The organism is Streptomyces sp. NBC_01549 (assembly GCF_026339955.1).
Classification (GTDB): domain Bacteria; phylum Actinomycetota; class Actinomycetes; order Streptomycetales; family Streptomycetaceae; genus Streptomyces.
Window position 1 is genome coordinate 3,083,483 of sequence record NZ_JAPEPW010000001.1, and the last position, 12,911, is coordinate 3,096,393.

General features: G+C 70.0%; 7 protein-coding genes and 1 pseudogene. 5 read left to right on the top strand and 3 right to left on the bottom strand.

The genetic code is table 11. The features are described from left to right. Positions 1-249: 249 nt before the first annotated feature. On the bottom strand, positions 250-1,362 hold the full coding sequence (locus OG819_RS13570) for a LacI family DNA-binding transcriptional regulator (protein WP_266649554.1): 1,113 nt from the start codon (positions 1,360-1,362) through the stop codon (positions 250-252). A gap of 488 nt (positions 1,363-1,850) precedes the next feature. Here OG819_RS13570 and hisC point away from each other — a divergent pair, with 488 nt between their 5' ends. The 5 genes from hisC to OG819_RS13595 all read left to right on the top strand — a co-directional run bounded on the left by hisC (position 1,851) and on the right by OG819_RS13595 (position 11,161). Next, positions 1,851-2,927, top strand: coding sequence for a histidinol-phosphate transaminase (gene hisC / locus OG819_RS13575; protein ID WP_266626342.1), 1,077 nt, complete (start codon positions 1,851-1,853; stop codon positions 2,925-2,927). Between the two features lie 310 nt (positions 2,928-3,237). Beyond that, a complete protein-coding gene (locus tag OG819_RS13580; protein ID WP_266649555.1) occupies positions 3,238-4,755 on the top strand; it encodes a cytochrome ubiquinol oxidase subunit I in 1,518 nt (505 codons plus the stop codon). 20 nt (positions 4,756-4,775) lie between these two features. Continuing rightward, on the top strand, positions 4,776-5,783 hold the full coding sequence (cydB, locus tag OG819_RS13585) for a cytochrome d ubiquinol oxidase subunit II (RefSeq protein ID WP_266649557.1): 1,008 nt from the start codon (positions 4,776-4,778) through the stop codon (positions 5,781-5,783). A 98-nt stretch (positions 5,784-5,881) separates the two neighbouring features. Next, positions 5,882-9,388, top strand: coding sequence for a thiol reductant ABC exporter subunit CydD (gene cydD, locus OG819_RS13590; RefSeq protein WP_266649559.1), 3,507 nt, complete (start codon positions 5,882-5,884; stop codon positions 9,386-9,388). A 90-nt stretch (positions 9,389-9,478) separates the two neighbouring features. Continuing rightward, complete coding sequence (locus OG819_RS13595; protein WP_266649561.1) at positions 9,479-11,161, top strand: GAF domain-containing protein; 1,683 nt, start codon at positions 9,479-9,481, stop codon at positions 11,159-11,161. Positions 11,162-11,186: 25 nt separating this feature from the next. On the opposite strand, the gene OG819_RS13600 is transcribed toward OG819_RS13595, so the two are convergent. Beyond that, positions 11,187-12,074, bottom strand: a complete 888-nt coding sequence (locus OG819_RS13600) for a Cof-type HAD-IIB family hydrolase (protein ID WP_266626333.1) — start codon at positions 12,072-12,074, stop codon at positions 11,187-11,189. A gap of 99 nt (positions 12,075-12,173) precedes the next feature. Beyond that, positions 12,174-12,869 (bottom strand): annotated as a pseudogene (locus OG819_RS13605) (LLM class flavin-dependent oxidoreductase); the annotation flags it as partial. Between the last annotated feature and the right edge of the window lie 42 nt (positions 12,870-12,911).

Sequence of the window (12,911 nt, forward strand, 5' to 3'; positions counted from 1 at the left end):
ACCACCATCGCGCCGCATCTGCACCGGATCGGACTGCCTGGTCGCAGCGGCCCGCGGTGTCGTGGGCCCATCATAGGAATGCGGATCGCGCCATGTGATGACCCAGGGGTGGTGAATCGGAGCAGGAACCCTGTTCGCCACGGTTTTCGCCCGAATTGGGCGGAGCTTTCCCTGGTGGATGCCCCGCCGCACATCTGACGGACGTCAACCTCAGCGTACGCCGAGCCACTCCTGCCCGGATGACCCGGGCTACCCCTTCTCGGCTGACCGGGGCGGGCTGACCGTCGTACGGGGCGGACGCCGCTCGGAGGAGGTCCGCACGATCAACTCCGTCGGTATGACCTGCTCGACGGGTTGTTCGGTTTCGGCTCCCTCGATGGCGTCGATGAGGAGCTGGACGACGGCGGTACCGATACGGCGTGGTTTGAGCGAGAGGGTGGTGATGGGCGGCTCGGTGCTGGCGTAGACGGTGGACTCGCTGCAGCAGACCAGCAGCAGGTCGTCCGGGACGCGCAGGCCGTAGCGCCGGGCCGCGGCCAGCAGATCGGTGCCGTTGGGGTCGAAGAGGCCGTAGACCGCGTCGGGGCGGTCGGGCCGGGCCAGCAGTCGGTCCGCGGCGACTGCGCCCGCACACGGGTCGTGGGCTGGGTAGGCCTCGTACACCGGATCCTGTCCGACTCGCTCGCACCAGTGCAGATACGCGGTGGTGGACAGGTGGGTGTAGGTGTCGGTGGAGGTGCCGGTGAGGAGGCCGATGCGGCGGGCGCCGGCATCCGCGAGGTGGTCGAGGATGTCCAGGACGGCGGCTTCGTGGTCGTTGTCGACCCAGGCGGTGACGGGGAGGGTGCCGGCGGGGCGGCCGTCGGAGACGACGGGTAAGCCCTGGCGGACGAGTTCGCTGACGACGGGGTCCTGGTCGGAGGGGTCGATGACGACGGTTCCGTCGAGGGCGACGTTGGACCAGACGTCGTGGCGTGAGGTGGCGGGGAGGATGACCAGGGCGTAGCCGCGGGCGAGTGCGGCGGAGGTGGCGGCTCTGGCCATCTCGGCGAAGTAGGCGAATTCGGTGAAGGTGAAAGGTTCATCCCCGTAGGTGGTCACGGTCAGGCCGATGAGGCCGGACTTGCCGGTACGGAGGGTTCGGGCGGCGGCGGACGGGCGGTAGCCCAGCCGGTCGGCGACTTCGCGGACGTGGCGTCGGGTGGCGTCCGGGAGCCGGCCCTTGCCGTTGAGGGCGTCGGAGACGGTTGTGATGGAGACGCCTGCGGCCGCGGCGACGTCTCTGATTCCCGCCCGGCCCGGTCGACCGCCTCGGCGGGTAGTCTCCGCCCGGCTCACCTGGTGCTTCCCTGCTGCTGTCATGGCGAGCCGATAGTAGGGCTCATGCGGTGGGGTAGTGCGGACGCATATGCACGCGTTGACAGGCACGTTTCTGCATGATCAAAAAGGTCATTCTACCTTTGAAACCAAGTCAGTTAAACGATCCAATGGCAGTACGTGACGCGTCGGCGCGCATGGGCCTGCCAAGTGGGTCATGTTTCGAAGAGGTCTCAACTCACCTTCACGGGTGATGCGCGCTACGGCGTGAGCCACCAGCGCACGGTCTTGACGGCGACGCGCCCCCCATTTCGTACGCCTTCGTACGAGGATGACCACGGGGTCCGTGCGGCGACGACCGCCGGTGAGTATGACGATGATCACCAGGGCGCACGAGGCCGATCCCCGGCCCGCGGCAGGGCGTCGCGTGGTTGTCCCCAGCCCATTCGCAGCGGCGCCGAATCCTCATAAGGTGAGAAGTATTGGTAGCCGATGGTGGACATGAGCCAGCGGTGGTCGCGAGGAGGACTGCGGTGAGCGAGACGAGCCCCAAGCTGCGTGCCGAGCTGGAGGGTATCCCCACCTACAAGCCGGGCAAGCCCGCCGCGGCCGGCGCGGTGGCGTACAAGCTGTCTTCCAACGAGAACCCCTACCCACCGCTGCCGGGGGTGATGGAGAGTGTGACCGCGGCGGCTGGCACGTTCAACCGCTACCCGGACATGGCGTGCACGGGGCTGATGAGCGAGCTGTCGGACCGCTTCGGGGTTCCCCTCTCGCACCTGGCGACCGGCACCGGTTCGGTCGGGGTGGCCCAGCAGCTGCTGCAGGCGACCAGCGGACCCGGCGACGAGGTCATCTACGCCTGGCGGTCCTTCGAGGCGTACCCGATTATCACGCAGATCAGCGGGGCGACCTCGGTACGGGTGCCGCTGACCTCGGACGAGGTGCACGACCTGGACGCGATGGCCGACGCGATCACCGACAGGACGCGGCTGATTTTCGTCTGCAACCCGAACAACCCGACCGGCACCGTGGTGCGCCGGGCCGAGCTGGAACGATTCCTCGACCGGGTGCCCAATGATGTCCTGGTGGTTCTGGACGAGGCGTACCGCGAGTTCATCCGGGACATCGAGGTTCCGGACGGCGTTTCGATCTACCGTGACCGGCCCAACGTCTGTGTGCTGCGAACCTTCTCCAAGGCGTACGGGCTCGCGGGCCTGAGGGTCGGCTTCGCGATCGCGCACGAGCCGGTGGCGGCGGCGCTGCGTAAGACGGCGGTGCCCTTCGGTGTGAGCCAGCTCGCGCAGGACGCGGCGGTCGCCTCGCTGCGCGCCGAGGACGAGCTGCTCGGCCGGGTCGGCTCCCTGGTGTGTGAGCGCAACCGCGTGGTCGAGGCGTTGCGCGGTCAGGGCTGGACGGTGCCCGAGACGCAGGCCAACTTCGTGTGGCTCAGGCTGGGGGAGCGCACGCTCGACTTCGCCGCCCACTGTGAGCAGGCCGGGGTCGTCGTACGGCCCTTCGCCGGGGAAGGGGTACGTGTGACGATCGGCGAGGCCGAGGCGAACGACATCTTCCTGAAGGCGGTCGACGGGTTCCGCAAGGAGCTCTGACGTCACACCCCAGGGGCTCGGTACCGCACGCTCCTGGGGCTCCGGTGTCTCACGGCCCCGGTGCCGCGGTGTCTCAGGACGCCGGAGCACCGGGGCTTTCGTCGTCGGCCCGGAGGACACCTTGGTGTGTTCGAGACCTTCCGAGGGGTTGACGCAAAAGGGGACCCCCCTTCGAAGGTCGAAAGCTGGTGCGTCATAATTGCTTGTGAATGTGAACGCGTTCACAAGCGTGTCCCGATTGTCCCGCGATGTATGTAGCAAAAGGGGCAAACTGCCGCTGTAACCACGGCGGCGTAAGGAGACTGACGACGTGGAACTGGCTTTGGCACCGGAGACTCTGGCTCGGTGGCAGTTCGGCATCACCACCGTCTACCACTTCCTTTTCGTCCCTCTGACGATCTCGCTCGCCGCTCTCACGGCGATTCTGGAGACCGCCTGGGTGCGGACGGGCAAGGAGCACTACCTCAGGGCGACCAAGTTCTGGGGAAAGCTGTTCCTGATCAACATCGCCATGGGTGTCGTGACCGGCATCGTGCAGGAGTTCCAGTTCGGCATGAACTGGTCCGACTACTCGCGCTTCGTCGGTGACGTGTTCGGTGCCCCGCTGGCCTTCGAGGCCCTGATCGCCTTCTTCTTCGAGTCGACCTTCATCGGGCTGTGGATCTTCGGCTGGGACAAGCTGCCGAAGAAGGTCCACCTCGCCTGTATCTGGGTGGTCTCCATCGGCACGATCCTGTCGGCGTACTTCATCATGGCGGCCAACTCCTTCATGCAGCATCCGGTCGGCTACCGACTGGTGAAGAAGGCGGACGGCACGATGCGTGCCGAGCTGGTCGACTTCCCCAAGGTGCTCTTCCAGGAGACGGCGCTCGTCAACTTCTGGCATGTGATCAGCGCGTCCATCCTGGTCGGCGGCGCCTTCATGACCGGCATCGCCGTCTTTCACCTGCGCAAGAAGAGGCACGTCCGCACCATGCGGATGTCGCTGCGGCTGGGACTGATCACCGCACTGGTCGGCACGATCCTCACTGTCGTCAGCGCCGACACCCTCGGCAAGGTGATGTACGAACAGCAGCCGATGAAGATGTCGGCCGCCGAGGCCCTGTGGGACTCGCAGCAGCCCGCACCCTTCTCGCTCTTCGCGTACGGCGATGTCGCCAAGGGCCACAACACCGTCGCCATCGAGATCCCCGGGATACTCTCCTTCCTCGCCAAGAACGACTTCAACGCCAAGATCCCCGGCATCAACGACATCAACAAGTCCGAGCAGGAGAAGTTCGGGCCTGGCGACTACCGGCCCAACATTCCCACCGCCTACTGGGCGTACCGCTGGATGATCGGCTTCGGCGGGGTCTCGATGGCCCTGTGCACCGCCGGCCTCTGGCTGACCAGGCGGAAGCTGTGGCTGGCACCGGAACACTGCACCGGGGACGAGGACGTCCCGAAGCTCATGCTCACCAAGAACACCGAGCTGACGCCGAAGCTCGGCGTCTGGTGGTGGCGGCTGTCCCAGTGGACGTTGATCTTCCCGCTCATCGGTATCTCCTGGGGCTGGATCTTCACCGAGACGGGGCGTCAGCCCTGGGTGGTGTACGGCCTGTTGAGGACCCGGGACGCGGTGTCGCCCGGGGTCTCCCAGGCGGAGGTGCTGACTTCGTTGATCGTGTTCACCCTCATCTACGCGATCCTCGCCGTCATCGAGGTGAAGCTGATGCTCAAGTACGTGAAGCAGGGTCCGCCGGAGCTCACCGAGGCCGACCTCAACCCGCCCACCAAGATCGGCGGCGACCCCCATGACGCCGACAAGCCGATGGCCTTCTCCTACTAGGCCCAGGGAGCTGCTGAGTCATGGAACTCCACGACGTCTGGTTCGTCATCATCGCGGTCCTGTGGACCGGCTACTTCTTCCTTGAGGGTTTCGACTTCGGGGTCGGCGTCCTCACCAAACTGCTGGCCCGCGACCGCGCCGAGAAGCGGGTCCTCATCAACACCATCGGACCCGTCTGGGACGGCAACGAGGTGTGGCTGCTCTCGGCGGGCGGAGCGACCTTCGCCGCCTTCCCGGAGTGGTACGCCACGCTCTTCTCCGGGTTCTATCTGCCGCTGCTGCTCATCCTGGTCTGCTTGATCGTGCGCGGGGTCGCCTTCGAGTACCGGGTGAAGCGGCCCGAGGAGAACTGGCAGCGCAACTGGGAGGCGGCGATCTTCTGGACCTCGCTCATCCCCGCGTTCATGTGGGGCGTGGCCTTCGGCAACATCGTGCACGGAGTGAAGATCGACAAGCACTTGGAGTACGTGGGCAACTTCGGTGACCTGCTCAACCCGTACGCGCTCCTGGGCGGCCTGGTCACGCTGACGCTGTTCACCTTCCACGGGACCGTGTTCGTGGGGCTCAAGACCGTCGGGGGCATCCGGGAGCGGGCGCGCAAGCTGTCGCTCGGGGTCGGGCTGGTGACCGCCGTGCTGGCGCTCGTCTTCCTGATCTGGACCCAGGCCGACAACGGCGACGCGAAGTCCCTGGTCGCGTTGGTCGTGGCCGTGGTCGCCCTCTTCGCGGCCATCGCGGTGGCCCAGACGGGGCGCGAGGGCTGGGCGTTTGCACTGTCGGGGCTCACCATCGTGGCGGCCGTCGCGATGCTCTTCCTCACGCTCTTCCCGAACGTCATGCCGTCCTCGCTCAACGCGGACTGGAGCCTGACGGTCACCAACGCCTCGTCGTCCCCGTACACCCTGAGGATCATGACCTGGTGCGCGGGAATCGCCACACCGATGGTCATGCTCTACCAGTCGTGGACGTACTGGGTGTTCCGCAAGCGGATCGGTACGCATCACATCGCCGCCGATGTCGCTCACTGAGTCCGGCCGTATGGGATGAATCCGGCCTCATGGACCAAGTCGGATCCAATGGCATGTTTCACGTGAAACATGCCGGATGAGTCAAGGGTGTGTTTCACGTGAAACCAATCGATCCGCGTCTGCTGCGGTACGCCCGTGCCACTCGCTTCTTCCTCATGGCGGTCGTGGGGCTGGGCGCGGCCGGAGCGGCGCTGGTCATTGCCCAAGCGATGCTCATCGCCGAAGTCGTCGTCGGCGCCTTCCAGCACGGTCACCCGGCCTCCGAACTCCGGACCCCGCTGGTCCTGTTGGTCGCGGTCGCGATCGGGCGGGCGATGGTCGCCTGGCTCACCGAGCTCGCCGCGCACCGGGCGAGCGCGGCGGTCAAGTCTGAGCTGCGGGGGCGGTTGCTGGAGCGGGCCGCCGCGCTCGGTCCCGGGTGGTTGAGCGGGCAGCGGACCGGGTCGCTGGTCGCCCTCACCACGCGGGGAGTGGATGCGCTCGACGACTACTTCTCGCGCTATCTCCCCCAGTTGGGGCTCGCGGTCGTGGTGCCCGTGGCGGTGCTCGCGCGGATCGTCACCGAGGACTGGGTGTCGGCGGCGATCATCGTCGTCACCCTGCCGCTCATCCCCGTTTTCATGGCGCTGATCGGCTGGGCGACCCGGTCTCAGATGGACCGTCAGTGGCGGCTGCTGTCCCGGCTTTCGGGGCACTTCCTGGATGTGGTCGCCGGGTTGCCCACGCTCAAGGTCTTCGGGCGGGCGAAGGCGCAGGCCGAGTCGATCCGGCGGATCACCGGCGAGTACCGCCAGGCGACCATGCGGACGCTGCGGATCGCCTTCCTGTCGTCCTTCGCGTTGGAACTGCTCGCCACGATCTCGGTCGCCCTGGTCGCGGTGACCATCGGGATGCGGCTCGTCCACGGCGACATGGATCTGTACGTCGGGCTCGTCATCCTCGTCCTCGCCCCCGAGGCGTATCTGCCGCTGCGGCAGGTGGGGGCGCAGTACCACGCCGCCGCCGAGGGGCTCGCGGCGGCGGAGGAGATCTTCTCGGTGCTGGAGACCCCGGTGCCGGCCACCGGCTCGCTCGTCGCGCCGGAGGGGGAGATCCGCTTCGAGGGAGTGACGGTCCGGTATCCGGGGCGCTCCGGGGACGCGGTCTCCGATGTCTCCTTCACGGTCGAGCCCGGTGAGACGGTTGCCCTCGTCGGACCGAGCGGCGTGGGCAAGTCGACGCTGCTGAACGTACTGCTGGGGTTCGTGGCGCCCACCGCCGGACGGGTGCGGATCGGGGGAGTCGATCTCGCTGAGGCCGATGTGGAGGAATGGCGGTCCCGGGTGGCCTGGGTGCCCCAGCGGCCGCACCTCTACGCCGGCTCGATCGCCGAGAACGTACGGCTCGCCCGGCCCGACGCCGACGACACGGCGGTGCGGCGGGCGCTGCGTGACGCGGGGGCGCTGGAGTTCGTGGACGCGTTGCCCGACGGGGTCCGGACGGTCCTCGGCGAGGACGGCAGCGGCCTGTCCGCCGGGCAGCGCCAACGTCTCGCGCTGGCCCGGGCCTTTCTCGCGGACCGGCCCGTGCTGCTCCTCGACGAGCCGACGGCTTCGCTGGACGGGGCGACGGAGGCGGAGGTCGTGGCGGCGGTGCGCAGGCTCGCCGTCGGCCGGACGGTGCTGCTGGTGGTGCACCGGCCCGCGCTGCTGGAGGTGGCGGACCGGGTGGTGCGGCTCGAGGCCGGAGCGCCGGTCGTCGCGGCCGGTTCCGTCCACCGCGAGGGTACGAAGGAGCTCCGGCCGGTCGCCGAGCCGGAGGGCGTGCCCGCCCCCGCTGTGGAAGAGGCCTCCGCGGCCCCTCGGCGGCGCGGAGGCGTGCTCGCCCGGGTCCGCGCGATGGCCGGCCCCCGGAGCGGCCGTTTCGCGCTCGCCCTCCTTCTCGGGAGCCTCGCCCTCGGAAGTGCCGTCGGGCTGATGGCCACCTCGGGGTGGCTGATCTCGCGGGCGTCGCAGCAGCCGCCGGTGATGTATCTGATGCTGGCCGTGACGGCCACGCGGGCGTTCGGGATCGGCCGGGCCGTCTTCCGGTACGCGGAGCGGCTCGTGTCGCACGACGCGGTGCTGCGGATGCTGGCCGACACCCGGGTCGCCGTCTACCGGCGCCTTGAGCGCCTGGCCCCCGCCGGACTGCGGACGACGCGGCGGGGCGATCTGCTGTCGCGGCTCGTGGCCGACGTGGACGCCCTCCAGGACTACTGGCTGCGGTGGCTGCTGCCGGCCGGCGCGGCACTCCTCGTGTCCGCAGCCTCCGTCGGCTTCACCGCCTGGCTGCTCCCCGAGGCCGGGGCCGCCCTCGCCGCCGGATTGCTGGCGGCCGGGGTCGGCGTCCCGCTCCTGACCGGCGCCGTGGCGCGCCGGGCGGAGCACCGGCTGTCCCCCGCCCGCGGCGCCCTGGCGACCCAGGTGGCCGACCTCCTCACCGGGACGGCCGAGCTGACGGTCACGGGCGCGCTGCCCGCCCGTACGGCCGAGGCGCGGCGGGCCGACACCGTGCTGACCCGCATCGCTTCCCGGGCCGCCACCGCGACCGCGCTCGGCGACGGGCTCACCGCGCTGACAACCGGACTGACCGTCGCGGCGGCCGCCCTCGTGGGCGCCCAGGCCGTCGCCGACGGGCGACTGAGCGGCGTGGCGATGGCCGTGGTCGTTCTCACCCCGCTGGCGGCGTTCGAGGCCGTCCTGGGGCTGCCGCTCGCCGCCCAGTACCGGCAGCGGGTGCGCAGGAGCGCGGAGCGTGTGTACGAGGTGCTGGACGCCCCCGATCCCGTACGCGAACCGGAGGTGCCGCAGTCGGCGCCCGCGTCGCCGTTCCCGCTGCGTGTGCGGGGGCTCAGGGCACGCCATGCCGGACAGGACCGGGACGCGCTCGCCGGCCTCGACCTGACCCTCGAACAGGGCCGCAGGATCGCCGTCGTCGGCCCCTCCGGCGCCGGCAAGACCACGCTCGCACAGGTGCTGCTTCGGTTCCTGGACGCGGAGGCGGGGACGTACACGCTGGGTGGCACGGACGCGTACGGGTTGGACGGCGACGACGTGCGCCGACTGGTCGGGCTCTGCGCCCAGGACGCGCACCTCTTCGACAGCACGGTGCGTGAGAACCTGCTGCTGGCCCGGAGGGAGGCCACCGAGGCCGAACTGCGCGACGCGCTCGCGCGGGCCCGGCTCCTGGAGTGGGCGGACGGACTGCCCGACGGGCTCGACACGCTGATCGGTGAGCACGGGGCGCGGCTGTCCGGTGGCCAGCGCCAGCGGCTGGCGCTCGCCCGCGCGCTGCTGGCCGACTTCCCCGTGCTCGTTCTCGACGAGCCCGCGGAACACCTCGACCTGCCGACGGCGGACGCGCTCACCGCGGACCTGCTGGCGGCGACCGAGGGCCGTACGACGCTGCTGATCACGCATCGGCTGGCCGGTCTGGCGGCGGTGGACGAGGTGATCGTGCTGGCGGCGGGCCGGGTGGCGCAGCGGGGCGCGTACGCCGAGTTGTCCGTGGTGGAGGGACCGCTGCGGGAGATGCTGGAGCGGGAGGCCGCGGGGGATCTGCTGGTCGGGGCGGCGGCGCGCTAGAACTTCCCAGGGGACGCTCCCCGGGGCACGCTCCGACTTTCCAGGTCAATCCGACTTTTCAGGTCAAAGGGTCCTGGCTACTCTCGACGCATGTCGGTGGTTCCCGCCTCCCCCTGCCCGGACGGCGGCCCGGACGTGCCGCGGCTGCTGGAGGCGGTGCGGTCGATCGGGTCGGGACTGGAGCTGCACTCGACGCTGGACCGGATCTGCGAGAAGGCGGCCGAGCTGGCGGACGCGCGCTACGCCGCCATCGGGGTCGCGGCGGAAGACGGAGAGGGACTCGCGGACTTCGTCTTCCACGGCGTCGACGAGGAGACCGCCCGGCGGATCGGGCAGCTGCCCGACGGACGCAAGGGGCTGCTCGGGGCGCTCATTCACGACCCGACGCCGGTACGGCTCGCGCAGCTCGACGAGGACGCGCGCTCGTGCGGATTCCCCGAGCACCATCCGGCGATGCGCAGCTTCCTGGGGGTCCCGATCCGGGTGCGGGGGGAGATCTTCGGGAATCTGTACCTGGCGGAGAAACGGGGCGGCGGCCCGTTCGGCGACGACGACCTCGACATGGTCCGTGTGCTGGCCGCGGAGGCGGGTATCGCGATCGGCAACGCCCGGCTGTACGAGGCTGCCCAGCAGCGCGAGCGTTGGATCGACGGGTCGGTGGCCGTGACCCGGGCACTCCTGTCGGCCGACGATGCCGAGGACGCTCTCCAGGTCGTCGCCGAACAGGCCCGGGGGCTCTCCGGCTCAGCCGCCGGAATCGTGCTGCTGCCCGCCGCGGAGGGCGGCCTGGAGATCAGCGCGGTCGCCATGGACCGCCCGTCCAAGGTGCTCGGAGCCGTCGTCCCGCCGGAGAGCGAACTGGTCGCCGAACTCCTCGCCGGAGAGGCCGTGTTCGTCGACGACGCGGCCACCGATCCGCGTATGCCCGCCGACTTCGCCCACGAGTACGGGCCGACCATGATGCTTCCCCTGCAGAGCGGCGGCCGCCTCCTGGGAGCCCTCGTCACCTCACGGGAACGGGGCGGGCGTCCTTTCGCCGAGGCCGAGCGTACCCTCGCCGCGCACTTCGCCTCGCAGGCCGCGCTCGCGCTGATGATGGCCGAGGCGCAGCGCGACCGGGAGCGGCTCGCGGTCTATGAGGACCGTGACCGCATCGCCCGTGACCTGCACGACCTCGTCATCCAGAGGCTGTTCGCCACCGGGATGATGTTGGAGAGCGCGCAGCGCAACTCCCCCGTGCCCGAGGTGCGGGAGGGTGTCGAAAAGGCGGTCGCCGAGCTCGACGTCACCATCCAGGAGATCCGCACCGCCGTCTTCGCACTCCAACGGGGCCCTGCCGAAGTGCCATCCGGGCTGCGCACCCGGGTGCTGCGCGAGATCAACATGGCCGCCGTGCCGCTCGGGTTCAAGCCCGCGCACCGCTTTGTCGGGCCCGTCGACGCGGCGGTCGGCGAACCCACGGGCAAGAACCTCATCGCGGCCCTGCGGGAGGCCCTCTCCAACGCCTTCCGGCATGCCGGTGCCTCCCGCATCGACGTCGTCGTCGACACGACCGTCGTCCTGCCGGACGGGCGGCAGGGCGTCCGGCTGACCGTCGCGGACGACGGCGTCGGCATCCCCGAGGGCGGTCGGCGCAGCGGTCTGCGGAACCTCAGGCGGCGCGCCGAGTCCCTGGGCGGCGACAGCTGGTACGGGCCGGGGCTCGGAGGGGACGGTGCCGGTACGACGGTGGTGTGGCAGGCGCCGTACGCTCCGCGGGCGGGGCCGCTCTAGTCGGTCCTCCCCGGCCGACGCGTTCCTACAGCCGCTCGGCGAGGATCTTCTCGATGACGACGGCCACCCCGTCCTCGTTGTTGGCGACCGTGCGGCCGGAGGCCGCGGCGATCACGGCGGGGTGCGCGTTGCCCATCGCGTACGAGGTGCCCGCCCAGGTCAGCATCTCGACGTCGTTCGGCATGTCTCCGAAGGCGACGACCTCCTCGGGGGAGATACCGCGCTCCGCGCAGCACAGTTCGAGCGTGCTGGCCTTGGAGACGCCGGGGCCGCTGATCTCCAGCAGGGCGCTGGGGCTGGAACGGGTGATGGTCGCGCGGTCGCCGACGGCGTCGCGGGCCACGGTGAGGAAGGCGTCCGGGTCGAGCTCGTGGTGGAAGGCGAGGATCTTGAGCACCGGTTCGCCGGCGCCGGGGGCGTCCGGGGCCAGGAGCTTCTCGGCGGACGCGAGGGTGTCGGGCATCTCCATGTGCAGCTTGGGGTACGCGGGCTCCTGGTAGAAGCCGTACGTCTGCTCGACGGCGAACACGGTGCCGGGCGCCGCCTCACGCACCAGTCGTACGGCGTCGAGCGCGTTCTCCCGCGCCAGCTCCCGGACCTTGACGAACCGGTGGGCGCCGGGGCCGCCGTGCAGGTCGACCACGGCGGCGCCGTTGCCGCAGATCGCCAGGCCATGGCCGTGGACGTGGTCGCTGACGACGTCCATCCAGCGCGCCGGGCGGCCGGTCACGAAGAAGACCTCGATGCCGGCCTCCTCGGCGGCGGCGAGGGCGGCGACCGTGCGCTCAGATACGGACTTGTCGTCGCGCAGGAGGGTGCCGTCGAGGTCCGTGGCGATCAGCCGCGGGGGAAGGGTGGCGGCCGGGGTCTCGGGCTGTCGGGTCGCTGAGGTCACCGGGCCATTCTCGCGCATATGCCCGCACGGCCGTGCGGGAGCCCGCACATGTGAGTGGTTGCCGCTCTCACCAGTACCGTTACACCTCGCTGTCGCCGGCCGCGGCGGCACCGGCTGTCAGGCCAGCTGCGCCGGTGCCTCCATGGCGATGCGCTCGAAGACCCTCTCGTCGGCGGCGAAGTCCGAGTCGGGGATGGGCCAGTGGATCACGATGTCGGTGAAGCCCAGCTCCGCGTGCCTGCCGGCGAAGTCGACGAACGCGTCGAGGGACTCCAGCGGACGGCCGCGGTCCGGGGTGAAGCCGGTGAGCAGGATCTTGTCGAGCTCGGACGCGTCGCGGCCGACCGCGGCGCAGGTGGCGGCCAGCTTCTCGGCCTGCCCGCGAATGGCCTGAACCGACTGTTCAGGGCTACCCGTTTCGTACAGCTTGGGGTCGCCGGTCGTCACCCAGGCCTGTCCGTACCGGGCGGCGAGCTTCATGCCGCGCGGGCCGGTGGCGGCCACCGCGAAGGGCAGTCAGGGCCGCTGGACACAGCCCGGGATGTTGCGCGCCTCGTGCGCCGAGTAGAAGTCGCCGTCGTGGGAGACCGAGTCCTCGGTGAGGAGGCGGTCGAGCAGCGGTACGAACTCGCCGAAGCGGTCGGCGCGCTCGCGCGGGGTCCAGGGCTCCTGGTCGCTCTTCAGAAGCGTCGTGGCGTCGAATCCGTTGCCACCCGCGCCGATGCCCAGGGTGATCCGGCCGTTCGAGATGTCGTCGAGGGAGATCAGTTCCTTGGCGAGGGTCACCGGGTGCCGGAAGTTCGGCGAGCCCACTGCGTGCTCATACCATCGGTCCCATGCGACGACCCAGGCCCC